Here is a 21,921-nt window from a genome sequence, read left to right on the forward strand (position 1 = left end):
TCAAAAACCGCAAAAGCTGGTACAAAAATTCCGCAAAAGTAGGTGTAGAAAGTCCGTAAAAGTTGGTATTTTGGTTGCGTGAGTTACCTCCCGAGATGTTTAGACCAGCGTCTTGACCAAGTTCTTTCCGCGCTTGGCGGCGTCATTATTGAGGGGTCAAGGGCTTGCGGAAAGACGTCAACAGGGCTGCACCACGCCAAATCGAGTATTAGGTTAGACGAACCGGCGTCAGCAAAATTAGCTGAATTGGACCCGGCGGGTGTATTAGCCGGCGAGGCGCCTAGACTCATAGATGAGTGGCAGTTGGAGCCCTCCATATGGAATTCGATGCGCCACGAGATCGATGCTAGACAAGAAACTGGACAATTCATTCTTTCGGGATCGGCCACACCAACTGATGACGTTCGACGGCACTCTGGGGCTGGAAGAATCGGAAGAATCAGGATGCGACCGATGACCCTTGCGGAGTCTGGGGAATCAAGCCGCCAGGTCTCTTTGAACGAGCTAGACAATCAGGAGCAACTTACTGGTGTGCGTAGCCAATTGAGCTACCGTGATTTAGCCAAATTGGCGGTTCGTGGTGGATGGCCAGGCCTGCTCGGGCTTAGTAGCGAAGCGGCTTTAGATTTCGTCTCGTCCTATTGCAGCGATATAGCTGCCGTTGATTTACCGTTGGCCGTTGGGGTTAGGCATGACCCTAAAGGCATTGAACGTCTGCTAATCAGCATCGCAAGAAATATTTCTAGTGAGACTAACGCAGCTAAACTCGCGCGCGATATGGCTTCTGACGGCCACCACGTTGATGCCGGAACCGTGCGTAAGTACCTGGATGCGCTTGAAAGAATCTTCATTTTCGAGGAGCAATATGCTTGGGCGGCTAGTTTGCGCTCTAGGACCAGGTTGCGGAAACAGCCGAAGCTGCACTTTGTCGATCCCTCTATAGCGTGTGCAGCATTGAGAATTAATGCCGAGCGTCTTGCTAGAGATCCCGAATTTTTTGGCCAGGTTTTCGAGTCTATGGTTGTTCGAGACATCAGAGTTTACGCAGAGGCAAGGCGTGGCACTGTCTATCATTATCGAGACGAATCCGGGTTAGAAGTAGACATCATTATTGAGCTTGCTGACGGAGGCTGGGCGGGAATAGAAGTTAAGCTTGGCCAGTCGATGGTGGAACAAGCCGAGGCAAATCTGATTAAACTGCGGGATCAAAGAATCGACACGGAAAAGCTCGGCGAACCCGCCTTTTTGGCCGTGGTGACGGGGACCGAATTTGGCTACACGCTACCGTCCAATGTTCATGTCGTTCCCCTTGGCGCGTTAACGGCGTAGCCTTCAGAAAAATTAACGGGAACCAAAAGGTTCGACTACGAGCTTTTTTGTTCCGGCTGATTTACGGGGCAGCGATCTGGGCGGCAAGGTGACCTGCTCCGTAGCCGTTGTCTATGTTGACGACGCCGACGCCCGGCGCGCAGGCGTTCAGCATCGTCAATAGCGCGGAGACGCCGCCGAAGCTGGCGCCGTAACCAACCGACGTCGGCACGGCCACCACAGGGCAGGAAACCAGCCCCGCGATCAGTCCGGGTAGCGCGCCGTCCATGCCTGCGGCGACGACGATCGCCCCGGCCTTGCGGAAGACGTCCAGCTTCGAGAGCGTTCTGTGCAGCCCGGCGATGCCGACGTCCACCACCAGTTCGGCGGGACGCCCGAGGTGGCGGGCGGTCAGCAGGGCCTCGCGGGCAACCGGTAGGTCGGACGTGCCGGCACATGCCACAACCACCAGCTTGCCGGTGGGTTCGGGACGCCTGGGCGGCCAGGCCAAGAAACGCGCAACCTCATCGTGGAAGGCGTCGGGCAGCACCTCCTTGATGGCCTCGGCGCGTTCGTCTTCTGCGCGGGTGAAGATCGTCACCACGTCGGGCTTCTCGGCCACCCGCTGCGCGATCTCGCGAACCTGCTCGACAGATTTACCCTCGCAGTAGACGGCCTCGGGGTATCCCCGGCGATCGGCCCTTTGCCAGTCGAGGTCGGCGATATCGTCGTCGCTCATTTCTTCTCCCTCAAAATTTGCATGGTGAACGCCCCGCGCTGCATGCCCGAAAGGTCTAGTGTCACGTACCTGAACCCCGCTTTTTTGACGCCCTCGACGAGCCCCGCGCGAATCTTCTCGTCTGCGAGCAGGTGGAATTCGTCTAGGGGCACCTCGACTCGCGCAATTTCCTCGTGGTGACGCACCCGGCAGTCGCTGAAACCGGCCGCGTAGACTGCCTCCTCTGCGGCCTCGATCTGGCGAAGTTTTTCTTCCGTGATCGGTGTGCCGTGTGGGATTCTCGTCGCCAGGCAGGGCGCCGACGGCTTGTCCGCAACGCTTAGCCCGATTGCCCTGGCCAGCCCGCGGACCCGCTCTTTGGTTAGCCCGGCGTCGGCTAGCGGACGCAGCACCTTGTGCTCGGCTGCAGCCCGCGCGCCCGGCCTGTCCGGGGCTAGCGTGTCGTCGGAGTTCTCGCCGTAGGCAACCGCGTCGAGGTCGAGCTTCGCCACCAGCTCGTCGTCGACGAGGGTGAACATGGCGTTCTTGCACACGTAGCAGCGGTCGGCGTCGTTGGCCACGAAATTGGGGTTGACGAGCTCGTTGGTCTTGAATTCCACCATCCGAGCGCCGATCTGCTCGGCCGTGCGACGGGCGAGTTCCAGCTCGCTGCGGGGCAGCAGCCCCGAATCGGCGGTGACGGCCACCACATTTTCGGCACCCAGCGCGTGCACAGCGATCGCCAGCAGCAGCGCCGAATCGACGCCACCGGAATAGGCCACGCCCAGCTTTTTGTAGCCGTTCAGCCTAGCCGTGACCGCTTCAGCGTCGGTGCGCTCGATGCTGCTCAGATGCCAGTTCAGTTTTTCGTTCAACGTTTCGGTCACTTCGATTCTGGAACGGGGTTTCCCGCAACTAGCCCCGCCTCGACGATGCTCGCCTGCGCCAGTTGCACCATCTCCGCCTGCGTTTTTCCGGACTTCCTAGCGGCTTCGGCGAGCGACTCGAACTCGGGCGTGGCGTGCAGTATCTGGCCTGCTCTGCTTGCCACCTTGACCGAAATTTCTTGCCCGCCCACCTCGACGTCGTGCCACGAACGATCCAAGACAAAACGCTCCAGCTGGTTGAACCTGACGCCGAGCGTGGAGGTCTGGCTTAGCAGGACGTCGGAGATCGCCTCGGCGTCCGCGGGCCTGCAGAGCGCGTGGACGGTGTGCGCGGGCCGGCCCTTCTTCATCAAAATCGGGGTCAGCCAGGCGTCCAGCGCGCCGGCGTCGAAGAGCGCGTCCATGATGCCGGGCCAAAGCTGCGGGTTCTGATCGTCGACGTTCGCCGCCAGCTCGGTGACCTGCTCGCTCTGCGCGGCCTGGAAGGTCTCGCCGATCAGCACCCGAACGACGTTAGGGTGCCCGGCGAAGTCCTTGCCGCCGGCGCCGATGCCGATGGCGCTGGTCGTCATTAGTGGTAGCTTTTCGCAGCACTCGGCAAGCGCGCGGATCACCGCCAGACCGGTGGGCGTGGCCAGCTCCCCGACAGCGCCCGGAGTGGTAACCGGGGCCGGCTCGTCGTGCGGCAGATCGTGGTGATGAGAGTGCGTGTGTGAACCGTGGGAGTGCGTGTGCTCGTGGCTTTCGTGCTCGTCATGAGAATGATCGTGAGAGTGGCCGTCGTGCGAATGCCAACCTTCTCCGGACGGGCCAGCCGAGGAGGGCCAACCGAGCGCGAGCTGCGCGACGGCGGGTGCGGGGACCGGGATGTTGCCGTGGGCAGCCAAAATTCTTCCGCTGCCAAGCGCCACCTGAGAGGCGGAAACCTCGCTGACGCCCAGCAGCCGCAGCCCCTCGCAGACGCCGACTACGTCAGCGATGGAGTCCAGCGCGCCCACCTCGTGGAAGTGCACCTCGTCGGGGGAGACCCCGTGCACGTGCCCCTCCGCCTCGGCCAGTCGGGCGAAAACCTTCAGCGCCATCTCGCGGGTTGCTTCGGGGATCGTCGATTCGCTCAGCAGCTTCCTGATCGACGCCCAGCTTCTGTGCGGGGGATCCTCGGCGAGGCGCTCAACGGTGATCTTCACTGATCTCTGCCCGCCACGGTTTACCGTCGCCTGGCTGAACCTGACTGAATTCGGGATCAGCTCGTCGAGCACTTTCTGGATCTTGTCTAGGCTTACTCCAGCATCGATGAGGCTGCCCAGCAGCATGTCTCCGGCAACTCCGGCGGAAATATCGAACCATGCACGAGTCATGAATCAATTGTGCCGCGAAGCCGGTAATGGGCATCCGGTTGCACGGCTTTTCAGCGTTGCGTCGTGGAATAGGCTTGGAGTCATGCCTGAAGGACACGTGATTCACAAATTGGCCCGAGAGCTTACCGACAAATTCGGCGGTAAACAGGTGCGCGTGTCGTCCCCGCAGGGTCGTTTCGCAGACGCTGCAGCCATTCTCGACGGCACCGTTCTAGAGGACGCCGACGCCGTCGGCAAGCACCTGTTTATCAATTTCGAGGCGCGCCAGTGCGTGTGGATTCACCTGGGGCTGATCGGAAAATTCAGGTTCAAGCCGCTTTCGCAGATCGAAAACTACGACACTTTGCGGCTGCTCATCGCCGACTCCAAGATCGGTGCCGAGCTGCGCGGCCCGCAGTGGTGCAGGCTGATCACGCCGGAGGAGAAGCTCGCGGTAATTGCGAAATCCGGCCCCGACCCGCTGCGCGACGACGCAGATCCCGAGCGGGCCTGGAAGAAGGTGCACAACGCCAAGCGCACAATTGCCCAGCTCCTGATGGATCAGGGCGTGTTCGCCGGCGTTGGCAACATCTATCGCGCGGAGGTGCTGTTCCGTCACGGCGTCGACCCGAAACTGCCCGCCAACAAGCTGTCCCGCGAGGTCTTCGATTCGATTTGGGCCGACCTCGCTGCTCTAATGCGCGCAGACGTTCTCACCGGCCAGATCGACACCGTCGATCCCGAGCACTCTCCCGAGGAACAACACAGGGATCCGCGCGTCGACGAACACGGCGGCGAGGTCTACGTCTACCGCAGGGCGGGGCAGGAGTGCCTGGTTTGCGGCGAACCCATCCAGCTCGAGCTTTATGCGGGTCGCAACTTGTACTGGTGCCCGAAGTGCCAGCCGCAGGCGAGCGGCGGCGAACCTCGCGCTAAACACGGCGGGGCTTGGCATAACTGTGCGCCCAAGGCCTAGTCTTTTATAGGCAAAAATCTTCTAACTAGTTGGTAGTAGCGATGCTGGAGCTCATCAGGGACCCAAAGCAGTGGACTTGGCGGCCTAACTCTCCCCTGCGACGAATCGTGTTGTGCTTCGTCGGCGTAATGATTGTCTCTTTGGGCACGGCCATTTGCCTGCACGGCAAGACGGGCGTGGACCCGTTCACGGCCCTACAGCAGAGTGTCACCGAGGTGACCGGCCTTTCGCTGGCCGTGCTCTCTCCGATAATCAACCTGGTCATGCTGATATTGATCATTCCGTTCGACCGCAAAATCTTCGGCCTGGGCACGCTCATGAACGCCTTGCTTTTTGGGGTGTTCGTCACCGTTTTCCTGGACGTGCTGGAGGGCTTTTACACGTTCGAGTATTCGCTTGGCGGGATGCTCGTGCATCTGGTCATCGGCCTGACGCTGTATTGCCTGGGGCTGTCCATCTACATCAGCACGGACATCGGCCAAGGCGCTGCCGACGGGCTAGCCCCCGTGCTCACCAGGAAGTTCAAGAACGTCAGCTACCGCACGTTCCGGATCGGGCAGGACGTTATTTCCGCGCTTATTGCCCTGATCATCCTGCGTTTCGATTTATCCCTCAGCTCCGTCGGCGTCGGGACGCTGATAATGAGCCTGTTCATCGGCGTGATCGTCGATTTCTTCAACAGGACGGTCTCCAACTGGTTGATTAGCTATCTGCGGCTATGAAGGTGGAGGAACGCAAGCGAAGTTACAACAAATTGCAAAAACTACACAACCAAGAAAATGTTGTAATTTGTGTGTAATTTTGTCACTTCTTTTTACAAAGTAGTTACAAAATGCCTATCGAGCATCTAATGCGTGGCTACTAGCGACATTTTGTTGTTAGCCAGGCCGGGTTTTTAAGCTGGCTAGGTGGCCAAGATTTCTCTCATTTCGGCCTCGCTCAGGCGAACGCCGAAGATCGGCCCGCCCATCTCCAACATCCGGTTGTTAGCAAATGGTGTTACCACCGGGTCGAAGCCCATGTCGTCGACGAGTTCGCTGATAACTTCGGCGGCGTCCGGGAAGTCGGTGGCCACCACCATCGCGCGACGGTCCGGCGCGCCCTTGGGGCGAGGATCGGACGAATAGTCGTGGTAGCTGAGGTGGTTAATGGACTTCGCGATGTGCATCTTGGGGTTGCGCTCGGCCACGGTCTCGCTGGTGCCGCTTGCCACCTCTAGGCCCTCGGGGGCCCAATCGTTCATCGCGTCGAGCACGATCGCGTCGTCCAGCAGCTCATAGTTGAGCTTGCCGGACTGGCTAATGGGCAGAGCCAGCATGACCACGTCCGCCTGGTTTGCGAGGCCCGCGCAGGTGGACATCTTCGCCTGTGGAATCATGTTTTTCAGCATCATCTCGACGGAGATCGGGTCGGCGACGTCGTTAAAAATGACGTTCCAGCCGCCGTCCGCGGCAGCTTTGCCGACAGCCATGCCGAGCTTTCCGGCACCGATGATTCCAAGGGTTCTTGCCATATCTACCAATCCTTTTAGCCGTGCCCGTTCCAGAGTACCCAACTAAAACTTAGGCTCAATTAACTAACGACGCAGGGCGTTTCCTGCCCAGGTCAGGAGCGAGACCTCGCGCTCGCAGCGCTCAATCATGTCCTCGTCGTGGGTGATGACCAGCAGCGTCGAATCGGAAAGCTCGCGAAACAGGTCGTCGAGCAGCTTGGTGGCGGTCTCGTGGTCGAGGTGCTCGGTCGGTTCGTCCAGAATGACCAGCGACGCCTTAGGCTCGGCAACCAAAATCCTGGCCAGCGCGACGCGCTGCGCCTCGCCGCCGGATAGGGTAGCGCCCTCCTCTCCAACGATCCGCTTCGGGCTCAGGTCTAACCCCGCGCGTTCCAGCGCGGTTTTTACCTGTTCGTCGGTTGCGTCCCGGTTACCGATTTTGACGTTTTCGGCCAGCGTGGTGGCAAAGATGTGTGAATCCTGCGCCAGGTACGAGATGCGTTCGGGCGCCTCGATGCTGCCCTCGTGAGCCGGAATCAGCCCCATGACGGTGGCGGCTAGGGTGGTCTTGCCCAGGCCCGACGGGCCCGTGATTGCCACCTTCTGGCCCGGTTCAATGGTCAGGTTGATGTCGGAAAGTAGCGTCGCGTCATCGGGCCAGCCCACGGCCAAATCCTTGAGTTTGAGGCCCTCTCGGTCGTCGTCGGAATCGAAGTCGCGGTCGCCGACACCAATGTTTTCTGCCTCCAAGACGTCCAGCACGCGAGCCAACGAGTTCTTCGCACGGGTCAGGGTCTGCCCGGCCTTCGCTAGGTCCGCAAACGACTCGTGCAGAGCAAGCGGTGTCAGCGCTAGAACCGCCAGATCGCGAGCCAGCAGTGTGCCGTCGGCGACGGCCTGCCCGCCAATCAGCAGCGCAGCCGCCACCGCGATGCCCGTGGCGAGCAACTGGAATCCTCCGGCGACGCCCTGCGTCCAGGCGCCCCGGCCCTCGGCCTCGGTCAGCTTGGCGTCCGAACGCTCGAGCTTCGCTAACGCCTCTTCGCCGCGTCCGTAAGCGGTCAGGTCTGCGGCGCAGCGAGCGATCTCTCGCACCTGGTTGCCCATCTCTCCGCGCATCGGCACGGCAGCCCGGTCTGCGGCAAGCGTTGCCCGCTGGGCGAGCCAAGGCACCACGATGCCGGAGAAGATCGAGCAAATCAGCAGCACTATGCCGAAAAGCGGGTTGAAAAGACCCAGCGCGACGCTGGTTCCGATCAGCACGAAGGAAGCCGAACAGAACGGTAGAGCCACTCGAACGATTAGGTCCATGATGGCCTCGACGTCCGCGGTGACGCGAACGAGCAGGTCGCCGTGGCGACCGCCGAGCGTGGTGGTGCGGGCGAGCTTGGAGTAGACGATCTGGCGCAGGCTACCCTGCATCCGAAGCGCTAGGTCGTGGCTGACCAGGCGCTCGATGTAGCGCAGCACGCCACGGGCGATTCCGAAGAACCTCACACCGACGGCTGCCGCGAGCAGATACAGCACCGGCGGGTGCTCTGCCGCGCGGCTCAGCAGCCAGGCGGAAACCGCCATCAGCGAGATGGATGAGGCGGTGGCTCCGGCAGCCAGCACTAGTGCCAGCGCGAAGCGGCCGCGTCCCTTCGGGATCTTCTTAAGCAGGCCGGTGACGAACTGTAGGACGTTTTGTCCCGCAGAGTTTGTGGCGCTCATTTTGCCTCCGTCGCTTGCTTGTGCCCGACCTCAATCACCTGGTCGGCGAGATTCAAAATGGCGTCTCGGTGTGTGACGATCAGGGCGCCAACACCGCTGGAACGCAGCGAGTCGACAACTCTGGCTTCCGTCTTCTGGTCGAGGCCCGCGGTGGGTTCGTCCAGCACCAGCAGGTTCGCTCCGCCCAATTCGATGCGCAGCAGGGCTCTGGCCATCGCAACCCGTCGCCGCTCGCCCGCGGACAAACCTTCGGCGTCGTCACCGACATGGCGAGACAGATCGAGCAACTCGCCCCCACTGCGGTCTAGCGCGGAACGCATCTGCTCTTCTGTTGCTTCGGGATCCCCGAGCCTGATGTTGTCGGCGATCGTGCCGTTGACCATTCCCGGCTCTTGGGCCACGTAAGCGATCTGCTCGCGCCAGGCGCCCAGGTTAAGCTGAGACAGGGGAGTGTCGTCAACAGTTATTTGTCCGGAAGTTGGCTGCTCGAAGCCTAATAAAAGCGAGAGCGTGGTGGTTTTGCCGCCTCCGGAGCGGCCGACCATGGCGGTCACCTCGCCAGGGCGAAGCGTCATGGAGAAGCTGGTGAGGGAATCCTCATCTGCATTTGGGTAGCGCATCGTGACCTCGTCAAAGACGATCTTCGCGCTGGTCAGGCTTGCTGGAGCCTGGGTGCCAGATCCGAGCCCACTTTCAGCGTGCTCTATGTAGTTGAGCGCCGCGTTGGCCGCTGCCGTGCCATTTGCCGAGTCGTGGAACAGCTGGCCAACCATGCGGACGGGCAAAAACACCTCGGGGGCCAGCACGAGGACGAATAGGGAAGTGGTGAGGTCTACGTGTCCGTAGACGACGCGGAAGCCGATGGTCACCGCTACCAAAGCCACAGATAGAGTAGCCAGCAGCTCCAGCACGCCGGACGATAGGAATGCCAGGCGGAGAGTTTTCATCGTCTCTTTTCTGCTGGCGTCTTCGGAGACCTTCAGGCCCTTGATCTGCGCCTTGGCGCGCCCGAAGACCTGCAGCGTCTGCAGCCCGGAAACCAGATCGGCGAAGTGGTTAGCCAAGCGTGACTGAACTTTGAAGCGGCGATTCACCTGGTCTTGAGTCTTCCAGCCGATCAGCGCCATCATGATCGGAATTAGCGGCACTGTTACGACGCAGATCACCGCGGACTGCCAGTCCGCCAGCAAAATGACCGCGACGACGATGATCGGGATGGTCGCAGCCTTGGCGAGCTGGGGGAGGTATTTGGCGAAGTAGCCGTCGAGCGCGTCCAACTCCTTGGTCAGCAGCGTGATCAGGGTTCCGGATGGGGTGGACGAGTCGGCCGGGCGGGAAAGCCGGGCCGCCATGATGTCTCGACGAAGCTGTGACTTCACTTTGGCGCTGGCTCGGTGGCCGAGCCAGGAGTCGAGCCAGCTCAGGACGCCTCGTGCGGCGAAGACCAAAATCAACAGGCCCGCGTACTTAGCGATGCCTGGGAGCATCCCGGGCAGGCCCTCTTGGGCTCGGTCGAATGAGCCGCCAACCGCTTTTGCGATCAGCCAGGCTTGAACAATTACTAATAGCGATGTGCCGATGCCGGTAAGCGCAACGGCGACCAGGAAATTCCTGGTCGCCGTTGCGCGTTGCACCAGCCGCTTGTCTAGTGGCGCAGGCATTATGCCGTTATTTTATCTTTTATTTGGATTTTTTAAATTGTGTTTAGAGGGCACGAGCGGGCTCGTGGGTCTCTGCGCTTGGCTCCGGCGGCATATGTTCGACGCTGAGGCGCTTACGGAATACGTAGTACGTCCAGCAGATGTACGCCAGAACAATCGGAACCATGATCGCTGCGAAGATGCTCATGAGCTGCAGGGTCTTCGGGGAACTAGCAGCCACCGTCAGATCCAGCGTGCCCTCGGCTCCCGAGATGAAGCCGAGAGTACCGTACATCTTCACGAAGACCATCGCGAACAGCGTCGCAGTGGTCAGGCCGGTGCAGGTGAATGCCCAGCCTTCGCGACGAGCCTTGTGGGCGAGCATTGCGCCAACCAGCGCCAGCACCGAGACGATGCCAACTGCCCAGCAAGCGATGGCGCCCCAGCCCTCAATCCACGGGTTGTCCGAGGCGGGGTAGAACACGTTGCCGCAGATGACGAACAGAGCCAGTAGCGCAACTGCCACCCAGCCCATCTTGTCGGTGTAGCCGACAGCCTTCTCGTGGACGATGCCCTTGGTCTTCAGCGACAGGAAGACCGCGCCGTGAATGGTGAACAGAACGACCAGCATGACACCGCCGAGCAGTGCGAACGGCGAGAACAGGCTGAGGAAGCTCTGCGTCATGTGCGGCGGGTTGCCGGCAACCGGCATGCCGATGAAGAAGTTGGCGAAGCCGACGCCGAATACTAGCGTGACGATGAACGAGCCGATGGTACCGCACCAGTCGAAGGTGTCGCGCCAGCGATCGTCGGGGTACATCGCGCGGTACTCGAAGGAGATGCCGCGGATGATCAGGCCAAGCAGGACAAGGAACAGCGGCAGGTATAGGCCGCTGAACAACGATGCGTACCAGCCGGGGAACGCCGCGAAGGTTGCGCCACCAGCGGTGAGCAGCCAAACCTCGTTGCCGTCCCAGGTCGGGCCGATCGAGTTAACCATTACCCTGCGCTCGGTCGGGTGTTTGCCGATCACGGGGTAGAGCATCGCGACGCCGAAGTCGAAGCCTTCGAAGAAGAAGAAACCGACCCACAGTACGGCAATCAGGATGAACCAGAGAATCATCAGAAATGTTGGATCACTCATTGTTTATCTTCCGATCAGTACGCGAAGTAGACGGTTTCGTCATCTTCTTGGGCCCGCTGTGGATGCTTGACTTCCGGCAGCCCCTTTCCGATGACCCTGAAGAACAGCTTCAGCACCACAACGGCGATGACGCCGTAAACCAGCGTGTAGAGGATCGTGCTGAACAGCACCGCCCCTGCGCTCACGTTAGGCGAAACGGCCGTGTAGGTGGGTAGCACGCCGTAGACGATCCACGGCTGACGTCCCATCTCCATCAGGATCCAACCGAACGAGCTGGCGACCAGCGGAAGGAATGGCATTGCGACCATCGAGGCCTTCCACAGCTTGCCCGTGGGGGTAGGACGGTTCTTGCGCAGTGCGACTAGAGCCCAGATCGAAACGACCGCACCCAGCAGGCCGACCATCATGAGTCGGAAGCTGTAGTAGCTAGCCATGACGTTCGGGACGGGGTCAACAGTCGAGGTGTCGAGTGCGTCAGCGTACTTTTCCTGCAACTGGTTGCGGGTGTTGTCAGCCGCGTAGTAGCCGGACTCCTTGAACTGAGCGGTCAGGTCGGTGATGCCCTTGACCTCGGCGGTCGGGTCGTTGGTGGCCAGGAAGCTCAGCACGTACGGCACGTCGAGGCTGAAGACTTCCTTCACCTTGGTGGTGCCGTCCACGCGGTCTTGCGTGTAGATGCCGATGATGGAGAACGGCGCGTTGGTCTTGGTTTCGACCAGACCCTCGGATGCGGCGAGCTTCATCGGTTGGTAGTTGGCCTCAACCTGAGCCTGTACGTGGCCCGACAGCGCGGTGAGGATCGATGCGACCAGAACAACCCAGGCGCCGATCTTGGCGGTCTTGCGCCAAGTCTCGTGCTCTGCCGGGAGTGCCGCGGTGCCAGAGGCGTTGGCCTGGTTGCGGATCTTGGCGAGCTTGGCCATCTTCCAGCCCGAAATGCCCAGCAGAATGCCGCCGGCGATCATGAACGATGCGCCGATGACGTGCGGGAACGTGCCCAAGAAGAAGGGGTTGGTGAGCAACGCGGTGAAGTCGGTTAGCTCAGCGCGACCGTTGTTGAAGGTGGCGCCGACCGGGTTCTGCATCCAGGAGTTCGCGGCCAGAATCCAGATCGCGGAGATGCTCGATGCAGCAGCGACCAGGTACATGACGAAGTTGTGTACCTTCGGCGAAAGCTTGTCCCAGCCGAAGATCCAAACGCCGATCATCGTTGATTCGAGGAAGAAGGCGATCAGTGCCTCAAGCGCGAGCGGTGCGCCGAAGATGTCGCCGACGAAGCGGGAGTATTCAGACCAGTTCATGCCGAACTGGAACTCCTGCACGATTCCTGTCACAACGCCTGCCGCGAAGTTGATCAAGAATAACTTGCTGAAAAATTTCGTGAGCCTCAGCCACTCCTCGTTTTTTGTGCGTACCCACATGGTTTCGAGCACGGCGACGAGCCATGTCATGCCGATGGTTACGGGCACAAAGAAGAAGTGGTAGACAGTCGTAATTCCGAACTGCCACCGGGCAATGACTTGTGCGTCCATGCCGTTAGCGTACACCCTTAGGCATAGTTACGGCCAGATTTGCATGATACTCCAGGAAGATTTTCGGGTGGATGGGGGGTCTAGTTAAGTAATAAAAATGTTTGTTGTAGTTCGACGGTCGTATTTTCGTTAGAAATGCCTACCGATATTCGTTAACGAGTTTTCAGTTAGCGAAATTAGTTTCTTTCCGTCGTGAAATTTTGTCCAGGTTTTCCGCTTCTCACCCCTAAATGGGCTTGTCTTGCATCTCCCTAACGGTGTTAGGCTGTGATTGGTTTTTGAAAGGAAAACAATGTCTGAAGCTAAAACTGCGCCCGCTATCGGCGCTCGCGATCTTGCGTTGATCGCGGTTTTCGCCGGCGTCACCGCCGCTCTCGGCCTAATCCCGCCGATTCCGGTCGGCCCGGTCCCCGTCACCGCACAGTCTCTTGGCATGGTCCTCGCGGGAGCGGTCCTCGGCCCCAAGCGCGGCGTGCTGTCCATGGCGTTGTTTCTGCTGCTCACCGGCGTCGGTCTGCCGCTTCTGTCCGGCGGGAGAGGCGGAATCGGGGCACTGATCGGCCCGAGCTGCGGCTTCTTCGTCGGCTGGATCGTCATCGCCGGGCTCATCGGTTACGCCACTTATCGCGTCGGCCGTCCGTACAGGACATGGGTCGGAATCGTCATCAACGTGCTCGGCAGCCTGGCCCTCTACCTGTTCGGCATCGCCGGTATGATGGCTGTTGGCAAGATGGCGCTTTCCGCCGCCGTCCTCGCCAACCTGCCATTCCTGCCTGGTGACGCGATCAAGGCCGTTTTGGCCGCGCTGATCGCGGTTGGCGTGCACCGAGCCGTGCCGGACCTGATGCCCGTGAAAGCCAACAATTGATCGAAGTCAGCAACGTAAGCCATCGTTACCCGGCTAGCGAACGCCTCGTCCTGGACAATATAAATGTGCGCCTGGACGAGCAGCGCATCGGAATAGTCGGGCACAATGGCTCGGGCAAATCCACCTTCGCGAGGCTGCTGAACGGTCTTATCGCGCCGAGCGAGGGCACTGTCACTGTCGACGGTTTCGACACCGTCAAACAGGCCAGCCAGGTTCGCCGTCAGGTGGGGTTCTTGTTCACCTCCCCGGATGCGCAGATCATCATGCCCACCGTTGCTGAGGACGTCGCGTTCAGCCTGCGCAAACTCAAACTTTCGAAGGCTCAGAAGGCGCAGCGCGTCCACGACGTCCTCTCCCATTTTGGATTGGACGGCTACGGCGACCATCCAGCACAACTGATGTCCGGCGGTCAGAAGCAGCTGCTTGCCCTGGCCGCCGTGCTGGTCACCGAGCCGCAACTGATCGTGATGGACGAGCCAACCACACTGCTCGACATCCGTAATGCGGCTCGAATCAAACGGGTCATTTCGAGGCTGGAGCAGCGCGTAGTTCTGGTGACGCACCACCTCGATCAACTCGTAGATTTCGATCGGGTGCTCGTCTTCGAGGGCGGGCGAATATTCGCCGACGGTAAGCCGGCAGATGCGCTCACAAAGTATCGAGAACTGATGGAATCGCAGCTCGCTGCCGACGAAGAAGCCGAGGCCAACTGGTGAACGAACTCGGCATTTACCGTCCCGGGCACAGCTTCTTGCACAGGCTGCCGGCGGGCGCAAAGCTGGTTGGGCTCTTCGTTCTGGCCGTGGTGATGTGGCTGGTCATCCGAATCTGGTGGTTGGCCCTGGTGCTTCTTGCGCTCGTCGTGGTTCTCTATTTCGGTTGCGGATTCAAAATGAAAACCGTCTGGCGTCAGATTAGGCCGATGGTCTTGATTCTGGCGTTTATGCTTGTGGCGAACTGGATAGCCAGGGATTTTGCCTGGTCGGTTGGTGTCGTCGCCTCAATCTGTGCGCTAGTGCTTGCGGCCGCGTTGGTGACCCTGACCACGAAAACTTTAGACATGGTCGAAACCGTCGTCAGATTTTCTCGCCCGCTTCGTCGCTTCGGCGTCGATCCTGAGCGAATCGGCCTGGCGATGGCGCTTGGCATTAGATGCGTCCCGCTAGTCGCGGGGCTCGCAAGGCAGGTACGCGAGGCCCAGATCGCTCGCGGAAACTTGAAGAGCATCAGGGCATTCGCGACGCCCCTTTTAGTATCTGCAATCCACTCCGCGGGCGACATGGGGGATGCCCTAATCGCCCGCGGAGTGGACGACTAATATCGTCTGCTAGTTAACCGGGCTCTCGGTCAGGCTAACCGTAATCTGAATCTTTTTGTCCGCCCGCTCAACGGTCAGCTCCGCCTGGTCTCCTGGGTTTGCGGCGGCAATCGTCTGCAGTAAATCCTTGGCGTTTAGCGCCGCTTTCCCGTTCATTTCGACGATCTTGTCGCCGATCTGCAGGCCGGCGTTGTCCGCTGGGGTGCCGGGAATCACTTGCGTGACGACCGGCAGATTCTCGGAGCTCAAAGCGACACCTAGGTACGCGGGCCTGCCGACTCGCAGCTTCTCGTCCTCGTTGCCCGCCTGCACCTGGGTGGCGATCTCGCGGACCCGGTTGATGGGCAGGGCAAAGCTGCGTCGATCCTCGATGTTCTCGTCTTCCTCGGTGCCGGCGGTCGTCATTCCGATCACCTGCATGTTCAAATTGAACGTCGGACCGCCGGAATAGCCCGGAACTGCAGCCGTCGACATGCCGTACAGGCCAGTCAGCTCGTCGGTGCCGAAGCCACCGAAACTCGATTCGACGTTCACAGACGAATTCTTGTCCAACAGGACGCCGCCGGTGGCATGCAGCACACCGCCGCCGCGCGAATTACCCACGCTGATCATCTGATCGCCGACGTACGGCTCCTCGCCGGCGACGATTGTTCTCAAACCAGACGCCCCGCGGAGTTTAAGAATCGCGACGTCCTCGTATCGGTTGTAACCGAGCACATCAGCTGAGTACGTGCGTCCGTCTTCCGCCGATCGAACACGGATGTTAGTCGTCTGGCGCACGACGTGATAGTTGGTGGAGACGATGCCGTCGTCACTAAGCACCAGGCCAGTGCCACTGGAAATCTTGGTGGGCAGATCGGCAGAAACGTAAACAACCCCGACGGCCATAGCGGGGGTCACCGCGATGCTGTGCGGGTTTCTGACCGTCGGGTCGGTCGGTATTTCCGCCGGCAGCACCTGCGAGGGCTGAGCGCCCGTGCGGATCGTCGTGGGACGCGGGCCAAACAGCCAGAATGTTGCGCCCGCGGAAAGAAATACCGCGAGCAGGACGATCAGTGCCCCACGGATCGCTGCCCGTGACGGCTTTTTCTCGGGGGCATAGTAAAAGCCGGACGCCACGAAATCTTGCCTGGTGGGGTTCGATTGCGTGGCGTCCGGCATGTCTACCAGTTTAGCGGGCTAGTGGAAACGCACCTGCCTGCCGATGGTTCCAACAAGCTGCTCGATGCGCTTATCGGACTTCTTGTGCTCGAGCTCGGCCTCCAGATCGGAGATGCGCTTGTTCAACCCGAGACGCTCAGTGGCGTGTTCGTTGTGCGGGTTCTCCACGAACTCGTGCAGGTGAGCCAGGCTCTCCTGCAGGTGCGCGACCTCCTGGCTCTGCTTGGCCACCAGGCGTTCGCGGTACCAGTCGCTGGCGAGGATCGTCTCGCGCTTGAACAGGTCGCGGAACTCGGGGCTGGAGAGCTTCCAGCCTTCGGCGGTCTCGCCGTTGGCCATGATCTCCAGCAGACCCTTGAGCGGCGGGCAAGCGAGCTCGATGCCACCGTCGTTGAAGTACGACTGCGCGACGCGTTTGTGCGTGGCAACGATGACCTTCATCGATTCGGCGAAGGTGTCCATGTCTTGCAGCTCCGGCTTGAGCATCTCCTCGGTAAACACGACGTTCGGGTGCAGGAAGATGCGCCCAAAGTACGTGGTTGAGAAGCGCATGTTCATGCGGTAGCCGAGCCTGCTGGCCAGCACACGCTCGCCGTTGTGGTCGAAGTCTTCGAGCTTCTCGAGGTAACCGCCCTCAATCAGGTTTTTCGCCTTGCGCTCGTCAGGACGCATGCGGCTGAACAGCTCGGGTACCAGCATCGAAATGTCGTGGGCAACCTGAACCTTCGGGCCGATGTAACCGGCGGAGCTCAGCCAGCCGTCATAGCCGGTCAGCGCATAGCTCAGCAGGGCGTTGTTGAGGTCAACGATCGGCAACATCGAGTTGAACGGTGCCTTCGTCAGCGCGCCCTCGGAACCAGCGCCCGTCGTGGACGGCGACTTGCCTGTCATCGACGAGATGAACTCCATGAACAGCTCTGGCAGTTCCATGTAGTGCAGCGGGTTGTAGACACACAACGGCGGCACGCCTGGCTCGGCCGGGTTGTTGCGGCGGCCAGCAGCCACGATGTCCACCGGCAGGGGAGCGAACTCATCGACGCTGACCTTGCGGGCAATGGAACTCGCCAGGTGGGCGGCTTCGGTGGCCTCCGGGTTGGCGACGTCGGGGCGCTCCTGCAGGTAGCGCGGGTTCTTCGAGCGGGTGCCGTTCTGCAGCACGCGGGACATGTCCGAGCAGGTCCAGAACTCGGGCTCTGCGTCGGGGCCGGCGTCGACGACGCTGCGGATCAGGTCCTGCATCGGCTTGGTGTACTCGCTGAAGTGCTGCGGGTTCTCGAGGATCTCGAGGGCATCTTCGTAGGTGAGCGCCTCGAAGTTCGAGATGAACGTGCCGGGCTGCGACAGGTCGTATTCGGCCTGCTTGTCGTAGCCGCGAACCACCGCGTCGTCGGGACGCTGGAACAGCAGGTGCTCGCAGTTCTTGACGTACTTGCGGGGCAGGTTGTCCTGGTTGTCGAAGTCCCTAGTCGCCGGGCGGTAGGCGGGGGCAACCGTCGAGGCGGTGATGTCGTCCTCAGTCTGCACCTTTACGGCCGGAGAGAAGTCCGGACGCAGGCTGAACAAGCGCCAGGAGCCGTCGGTGTCGAAGCCGACGCGAAGCATGTTAACGATGATTCGCTCGTCGTCCAGCCGAAGCGCGTTGCCTTCGCGGCCGTTGATGACGCCCGCGCCGAAGTGCTTGCGCCAGTCGTCGCCCCATTCCGGCTCGTAGTGGCGCTTGACCGTGAACACCAGTTCCTTGATGTGGCTCGGAATCGAGTTCAGGAAATCGTTGTACTCGTCGTTGAAGATGCTCGACGGGGTCAGCAGTTTGATGACGGAACCGAGCGAGCGCTCCTCGGAGAGGATTGGGCGGTGGTCCTCACCGTTTTGCTTGGGATCGGCGAAGCGGTTCGAGTAGTCACGCTCCAGCAGTTCCTGGACCGCGTCCATGTCCTTTTCCGGATCTGCGGTGTAAGCGGTGCCGGAGACGAACGCGTCAAGCAGCGACTTGGAGATCTCAGACTTGCCACCGCCGGAAACCGTCGCCGGTTTGTGGCAGTCGGTGGAAAGCGGCGAGATGCCGAACAGCTGCCACTGCCTGGAGTCCGAATCGCGGGCCTTCATGTAGACGCGGTAGCCGTTTGGCAGGAAGTAGGTCTTGCCGGCAAGCAGTTTTAGCTCCTGCTTTGCGCCGTTGATATCTTTCCAGGTGATCAGCTGATCGCGCATGGAGAACTCTGCGCCGCCCGGAACCAGAACGAAGTCGTGGTTCTGACGGTCACGCGCCCAGCCGCCCTGCTGCATTTCGAAACGCTGCGGGTCGCGCTCGACGATCTCCTTCAGCGTGTAATCCTCGGGAGTGAACTTGTCGTGGTGCTCATGCCCCAGGTTGTAGGCCGGGTAGACGCGGGCGCCGCCGGAGTGCTCCTCCTCGGCGCAACCGAGCAGGTTGGCGGAGTAGGAAAGCTGCGTCTTGACTTCCTTCTTGCAGTAGCCGAAGTAGTTGTCGGCGACGATGGTCAAGATCACGCCGCGCTCGTCGCGGATGCAAACCTTGAACGCCTTGCCGTCGTTGTAGAGGTCGGTGTCGTTCTTGTAGCACTGGCCGTCGCGACGCTGACGCTCGGTGGCGTCGTCGTAGTGCGGCATGCCCAAGCTCTTCTTGGTGACCTTTGTTAGGTGCGGCGCGAGGATGACGCAGCCGGTGTGGCCCGACCAGTTCTGTGGGTCGAGAGCGGCGTCATTCTCGGGCAGATCTGGGTCGCCAGCGTTACCGAAGATGCCTTCGACGAAGTCGAGGTTGCAGACCAGGCCGCCAGGGGCGATGAACCTGGTTTCCATCGTCTTCTCGTGCGAACCGGGAACCGCGGGCACGACGAGCGGACGCAGGTACAGCGAAACGAAGCAGCCCGCAGGGTCTTCCTCGTTGGCGCTGTAGGGAAGCATCATGTCCTCGACGGGCGGCTGGAATGCCAACTCGAGGAGCTTAGCGAAGACGTGCTTGGCGACGATGATCTTGTCGTCCGGAATGGGCGAGCCGCCCTCGGCGATGTGGAAGACGCCGGCGGTGGTGCGGCGGTCGTTCTTCGGGTTGTGCAGCACGCCGTTGCGCAGGCGGTAGCTGGCGACCTGCTCGGAGTGAAACTCGTCGCCGCCGCGCGGGAGGCTGAGTTCGCGCGCTAGGCCGGGCTGATCTAGCACCAGGGTGCGGCGGGGAATCTGCGGGTGGATGTCCACGTCGGAAAGGTAGGAATCCACGAAATCTTGAATGCGCTTATCTACAGGCGAGAGGTGGTCGGCCATACGTCGGCCCATCTCGCGCTGACGGGCAATGAGCGGTTCAATTAGCGCCAGCTCGTCCTTATCCAGCGTGTTTAGCTGGAAACCGAGCATGGCTAAGCGAAGGCTGATAGCTGAATGAATATTGGTCGACATGGCTCTATTTTTGCCGATTTGCAGAACGTTTGGAAGGGATGGGGATTAATTGTAAATCTTTTTAAGCTAATGGAAATTTCTCTCTGGTCAAATCAGCTGGTGAGTTTTGCCGATATTTTGATGCTGATTTGTTACTTTTAGGCCGAAACTCGGCTGATTCTTGATATTTGCAGCATCTTCCTGCCCACCGATTTTTCTACGATGCTCACTAGCTCTTCGGAAACCAACAATATCCTGGCTTCGGCCCTATGCGAGACGCCCGCCTGATCCACATACTCCAGCTCCACCCAGGAGTCGGCCGCTTGAGCGGCGTCCAGTCGGTTGCGCAATTCGGTCGCGGGCAGCGGGCCCTCCGTCTCGGTCAAGCGCTGGGCAAGAATTTTCGGGTCTGGTAGATTTCGCCTGGCTCTAGAGAGGCTCGACGTCAGGCGGCCCTCGGTCAAGGATGCGGGTGCTCTCGGCGGTGCCGGTGTGTAGTGGACGCCTGCCGACGACGTTGGCACTGGGGCTAATCCGATCTCGCGTAGCAGCCCGACCACCTCTTCCGGTTCGGCAGTTGCGCCAAGAACTGTCGGCCCGAGCTTCAGCAGCCCAAGCTCTGCAGACTTCTGGTGGTTCAAAATCGTGACGAGTACGTCCTCGTCGTCCACCTGGATAGCGCAGTTGATGGCCGCGACCCGGATCTTTCCGTGGGTTCTGGCTACGTCGTCGATCAACTGCAGCGCCACCGCCGGAACGTCGGTGGCCGAATGCTCCATAAGCCAATCGCGGATCGACTCCGCGCTACAGCCCGCATCCAACGCCTGACGAATGCTGTTGTTGGTTAACCTCCAGACGCCTGTCGCGCCATGCGATACTCGAGCGGCGAATTTGCCGATCTTTTTGGCGGTGTCCCGGTTCAGGGGAGCGGGCGCCACGAGGCTCAGGTCTGACTGCACGAGCACCTCGTCACCGAAGTCGGCGAACCCAGGGTTCGATTCGGCTGAATTGAGCGGTTCGCACAGCGTGCTCCTGCGCCCGAACGCGAGCAGGCCGAGCCAAGCGGCCTCGTCGATAACTCGCTTGCAGGTTTCCGGCAGATCCGCCGAGTCTCGGACAGGCATCAGCCACGAGAGTCGAGCCGCGAGCACCTCCGCGGTGATCGCTTGGCCGTCCTCGGCCTCGGCCAGCTGATGAGCGATCGCGCCACGCAGTTCTCCGGCCTGCGGCTGTCGGCGCTGCGGGTCTAATACATTTAGGTCTTCGTCGGGCCAGTCGAGCATTACGTCCCAGGCGGCCCTCAGCGCCCGCCAGCGCTCCCAGCCGTCGCCGTCTGCCCAGCGCTCGAACTGGGTGGTGGGGATCCAGCGGCCTGAGCTGCGGGAAATCAGCTTTCCGGCAGCTGCCAGCGACAGCACGAATTCGCAGGTTTCTGCGTCTCCGATTCGCGACGCCAACGACCTGAAGTCGCGCTTGCCGATAGCCCCGGTGGCAAGTTGGGCAACCTCGTTTTCGTCCAAAAACTCCGCCACCGCAAGAACGTGTGACGTCAGCTCTTGGGCGCTGCCGATCGCCGCCCTATTAATAAGAGGTACGGAAAGCTCGCTGCCCACCCCTGTCGATTTCTCAGGCCATTCGGGTAGATGTGGGCTAACGGAATCGCGGAAGAGCTTGCCTTCGCGGAGTTTCAGCGCAACTTCGCGCGGCAGCACGACGCTCTGGTGGTCGACGGGGCGCAGCAGCCCGGAGACTAGCAACCGCTCGATCGGTGAGCTCGGGTTCTCGATGCGCCTGGTCGCGTTGTGGACGACGCCGGTGGGTGGCCCCCAAACCAGGCGGGCAAGTACTTTGTGTTCTGCCTCGCCCATGTTCGCCAGCGCTTTCGCGATCTTGTTTTCGGCCATCTGTTCCGTCGACGGCCGAGCCAGTCCGGCTGGGAACGGGCCGAGCACCGAGTTGACCTGTTGGGCTATGCGTGCGGGTTTGCCCCAAACTAGCGCCCGCTCCCGCAAATCCTCTATCGCGGTTTCGACGTCCTCCTCGCTGACGCCAAGGTTTTCCGCGAGAACGTCTGCGTCCCCGGTGGCTGCCAATGCGGTGAGGACTCGAAGCTGCCAAGCGTTCAGACCTTCCATGCCGGCTTGGGTAGCCGCGCGAGTGCAGATGCGCTCCACCAGCTCGTCCATATCGCGCGGGGTGGGCATGGTGAGTTCTGGGCGCAGGCTAAGCAGGTGCTCTAGCTGAATAGTGTTTAGGCTCCGAAGGTAATTTTTGTGCGCGTTGCTCATTTCGTCACGGCCTTTCCGTGTTGACACAAAGATGGGGCAGTCGAAAAGCAACCATGAAACCAACTGTAGTTGGCAAGGCCCAAGCCGTTGGTGCCTGCGCAAAGCTTTAGGCCGAAGAGTTGGCGCTACGTTTTCTAAATTTG

At 60.6% G+C, this 21,921-nt stretch carries 17 protein-coding genes; 6 read left to right on the forward strand and 11 right to left on the reverse strand.

All coding sequences use genetic code 11. The annotated features are described in order from the left end of the window. Positions 1-78 precede the first annotated feature (78 nt). Positions 79-1,329: an ATP-binding protein gene (locus tag HMPREF1255_RS06820; protein WP_024111295.1), complete on the forward strand. Its 1,251-nt coding sequence runs from the start codon at positions 79-81 to the stop codon at positions 1,327-1,329. 61 nt (positions 1,330-1,390) lie between these two features. Here the strand turns inward: HMPREF1255_RS06820 and larB are convergent, their stop codons facing one another. Genes larB through HMPREF1255_RS06835 form a run of 3 tightly spaced genes read right to left on the reverse strand, consistent with a single transcriptional unit; the run spans position 1,391 to position 4,271 of the window. Continuing rightward, positions 1,391-2,047: a nickel pincer cofactor biosynthesis protein LarB gene (larB, locus tag HMPREF1255_RS06825; RefSeq protein WP_024111434.1), complete on the reverse strand. Its 657-nt coding sequence runs from the start codon at positions 2,045-2,047 to the stop codon at positions 1,391-1,393. Continuing rightward, entirely contained in the window at positions 2,044-2,913 is an 870-nt protein-coding gene (larE, locus tag HMPREF1255_RS06830; protein WP_024111328.1) for an ATP-dependent sacrificial sulfur transferase LarE, read from the reverse strand. The genes larB and larE overlap by 4 nt, the downstream gene beginning before the upstream one ends. Continuing rightward, the gene (locus tag HMPREF1255_RS06835) at positions 2,910-4,271 is read right to left on the reverse strand and encodes a LarC family nickel insertion protein (RefSeq protein WP_024111593.1); all 1,362 of its coding nucleotides are present in this window, start codon (positions 4,269-4,271) and stop codon (positions 2,910-2,912) included. Before HMPREF1255_RS06835 ends, larE begins: the two co-directional genes overlap by 4 nt. Before the next feature lie 82 nt (positions 4,272-4,353). On the opposite strand from HMPREF1255_RS06835, the gene HMPREF1255_RS06840 reads away from it, so the two are divergent. Together HMPREF1255_RS06840 and HMPREF1255_RS06845 are read left to right on the forward strand one after the other, a co-directional pair. Next, on the forward strand, positions 4,354-5,226 hold the full coding sequence (locus tag HMPREF1255_RS06840) for an Fpg/Nei family DNA glycosylase (RefSeq protein ID WP_036917476.1): 873 nt from the start codon (positions 4,354-4,356) through the stop codon (positions 5,224-5,226). A gap of 41 nt (positions 5,227-5,267) precedes the next feature. Next, positions 5,268-5,948 (forward strand): YitT family protein, encoded by a 681-nt coding sequence (locus HMPREF1255_RS06845; protein WP_024111517.1) that lies wholly within the window; start codon positions 5,268-5,270, stop codon positions 5,946-5,948. Positions 5,949-6,130: 182 nt separating this feature from the next. Here HMPREF1255_RS06845 and HMPREF1255_RS06850 read toward each other — a convergent pair whose 3' ends face one another. From HMPREF1255_RS06850 to HMPREF1255_RS06870, 5 genes are all read right to left on the reverse strand, one after another. Beyond that, complete coding sequence (locus tag HMPREF1255_RS06850) at positions 6,131-6,739, reverse strand: NADPH-dependent F420 reductase (protein ID WP_024111412.1); 609 nt, start codon at positions 6,737-6,739, stop codon at positions 6,131-6,133. Positions 6,740-6,802: 63 nt separating this feature from the next. Continuing rightward, positions 6,803-8,431: a thiol reductant ABC exporter subunit CydC gene (cydC, locus tag HMPREF1255_RS06855; protein ID WP_024111333.1), complete on the reverse strand. Its 1,629-nt coding sequence runs from the start codon at positions 8,429-8,431 to the stop codon at positions 6,803-6,805. After that, positions 8,428-10,092 carry a thiol reductant ABC exporter subunit CydD gene (gene cydD, locus HMPREF1255_RS06860; protein WP_024111622.1) on the reverse strand — a complete coding sequence of 555 codons (1,665 nt, stop codon included), beginning with the start codon at positions 10,090-10,092 and terminating at the stop codon, positions 8,428-8,430. The genes cydC and cydD overlap by 4 nt, the downstream gene beginning before the upstream one ends. Positions 10,093-10,135: 43 nt before the next feature. Continuing rightward, the gene (gene cydB, locus HMPREF1255_RS06865) at positions 10,136-11,215 is read right to left on the reverse strand and encodes a cytochrome d ubiquinol oxidase subunit II (protein ID WP_016456857.1); all 1,080 of its coding nucleotides are present in this window, start codon (positions 11,213-11,215) and stop codon (positions 10,136-10,138) included. 14 nt (positions 11,216-11,229) lie between these two features. After that, the gene (locus tag HMPREF1255_RS06870) at positions 11,230-12,747 is read right to left on the reverse strand and encodes a cytochrome ubiquinol oxidase subunit I (protein WP_016456856.1); all 1,518 of its coding nucleotides are present in this window, start codon (positions 12,745-12,747) and stop codon (positions 11,230-11,232) included. Between the two features lie 292 nt (positions 12,748-13,039). Here HMPREF1255_RS06870 and HMPREF1255_RS06875 point away from each other — a divergent pair, with 292 nt between their 5' ends. From HMPREF1255_RS06875 to HMPREF1255_RS06885, 3 genes are read left to right on the forward strand one after another with little or no spacing between them, the layout of a single operon-like run. Then, entirely contained in the window at positions 13,040-13,615 is a 576-nt protein-coding gene (locus HMPREF1255_RS06875) for a biotin transporter BioY (RefSeq protein WP_016456855.1), read from the forward strand. After that, positions 13,612-14,331 (forward strand): energy-coupling factor ABC transporter ATP-binding protein, encoded by a 720-nt coding sequence (locus HMPREF1255_RS06880; RefSeq protein ID WP_016456854.1) that lies wholly within the window; start codon positions 13,612-13,614, stop codon positions 14,329-14,331. Before HMPREF1255_RS06875 ends, HMPREF1255_RS06880 begins: the two co-directional genes overlap by 4 nt. After that, positions 14,328-14,933 carry an energy-coupling factor transporter transmembrane protein EcfT gene (locus tag HMPREF1255_RS06885; protein WP_016456853.1) on the forward strand — a complete coding sequence of 202 codons (606 nt, stop codon included), beginning with the start codon at positions 14,328-14,330 and terminating at the stop codon, positions 14,931-14,933. Before HMPREF1255_RS06880 ends, HMPREF1255_RS06885 begins: the two co-directional genes overlap by 4 nt. A gap of 9 nt (positions 14,934-14,942) precedes the next feature. On the opposite strand, the gene HMPREF1255_RS06890 is transcribed toward HMPREF1255_RS06885, so the two are convergent. From HMPREF1255_RS06890 to HMPREF1255_RS06900, 3 genes are all read right to left on the reverse strand, one after another. Next, positions 14,943-16,094, reverse strand: a complete 1,152-nt coding sequence (locus tag HMPREF1255_RS06890) for a S1C family serine protease (protein WP_016456852.1) — start codon at positions 16,092-16,094, stop codon at positions 14,943-14,945. A gap of 18 nt (positions 16,095-16,112) precedes the next feature. After that, positions 16,113-19,511 (reverse strand): hypothetical protein, encoded by a 3,399-nt coding sequence (locus HMPREF1255_RS06895; protein WP_024111462.1) that lies wholly within the window; start codon positions 19,509-19,511, stop codon positions 16,113-16,115. A 137-nt stretch (positions 19,512-19,648) separates the two neighbouring features. Beyond that, positions 19,649-21,778 (reverse strand): helicase-associated domain-containing protein, encoded by a 2,130-nt coding sequence (locus HMPREF1255_RS06900; RefSeq protein WP_024111359.1) that lies wholly within the window; start codon positions 21,776-21,778, stop codon positions 19,649-19,651. Positions 21,779-21,921: the final 143 nt, after the last annotated feature.

This window comes from Propionimicrobium sp. BV2F7, assembly GCF_000510445.1.
GTDB classification, from domain to species: domain Bacteria; phylum Actinomycetota; class Actinomycetes; order Propionibacteriales; family Propionibacteriaceae; genus Propionimicrobium; species Propionimicrobium lymphophilum.

Bases quoted from the DNA above. Each gene is read 5' to 3' on its own strand.
- larB (WP_024111434.1), bottom strand. From the start codon at position 2,047: ATGAGCGACGACGATATCGCCGACCTCGACTGGCAAAGGGCCGATCGC.
- HMPREF1255_RS06835 (WP_024111593.1), bottom strand. From the start codon at position 4,271: ATGACTCGTGCATGGTTCGATATTTCCGCCGGAGTTGCCGGAGACATG.
- HMPREF1255_RS06840 (WP_036917476.1), top strand. From the start codon at position 4,354: ATGCCTGAAGGACACGTGATTCACAAATTGGCCCGAGAGCTTACCGAC.
- HMPREF1255_RS06845 (WP_024111517.1), top strand. From the start codon at position 5,268: ATGCTGGAGCTCATCAGGGACCCAAAGCAGTGGACTTGGCGGCCTAAC.
- HMPREF1255_RS06850 (WP_024111412.1), bottom strand. From the start codon at position 6,739: ATGGCAAGAACCCTTGGAATCATCGGTGCCGGAAAGCTCGGCATGGCT.
- cydC (WP_024111333.1), bottom strand. From the start codon at position 8,431: ATGAGCGCCACAAACTCTGCGGGACAAAACGTCCTACAGTTCGTCACC.
- cydD (WP_024111622.1), bottom strand. From the start codon at position 10,092: ATGCCTGCGCCACTAGACAAGCGGCTGGTGCAACGCGCAACGGCGACC.
- cydB (WP_016456857.1), bottom strand. From the start codon at position 11,215: ATGAGTGATCCAACATTTCTGATGATTCTCTGGTTCATCCTGATTGCC.
- HMPREF1255_RS06870 (WP_016456856.1), bottom strand. From the start codon at position 12,747: ATGGACGCACAAGTCATTGCCCGGTGGCAGTTCGGAATTACGACTGTC.
- HMPREF1255_RS06875 (WP_016456855.1), top strand. From the start codon at position 13,040: ATGTCTGAAGCTAAAACTGCGCCCGCTATCGGCGCTCGCGATCTTGCG.
- HMPREF1255_RS06890 (WP_016456852.1), bottom strand. From the start codon at position 16,094: ATGCCGGACGCCACGCAATCGAACCCCACCAGGCAAGATTTCGTGGCG.
- HMPREF1255_RS06895 (WP_024111462.1), bottom strand. From the start codon at position 19,511: ATGTCGACCAATATTCATTCAGCTATCAGCCTTCGCTTAGCCATGCTC.
- HMPREF1255_RS06900 (WP_024111359.1), bottom strand. From the start codon at position 21,778: ATGAGCAACGCGCACAAAAATTACCTTCGGAGCCTAAACACTATTCAG.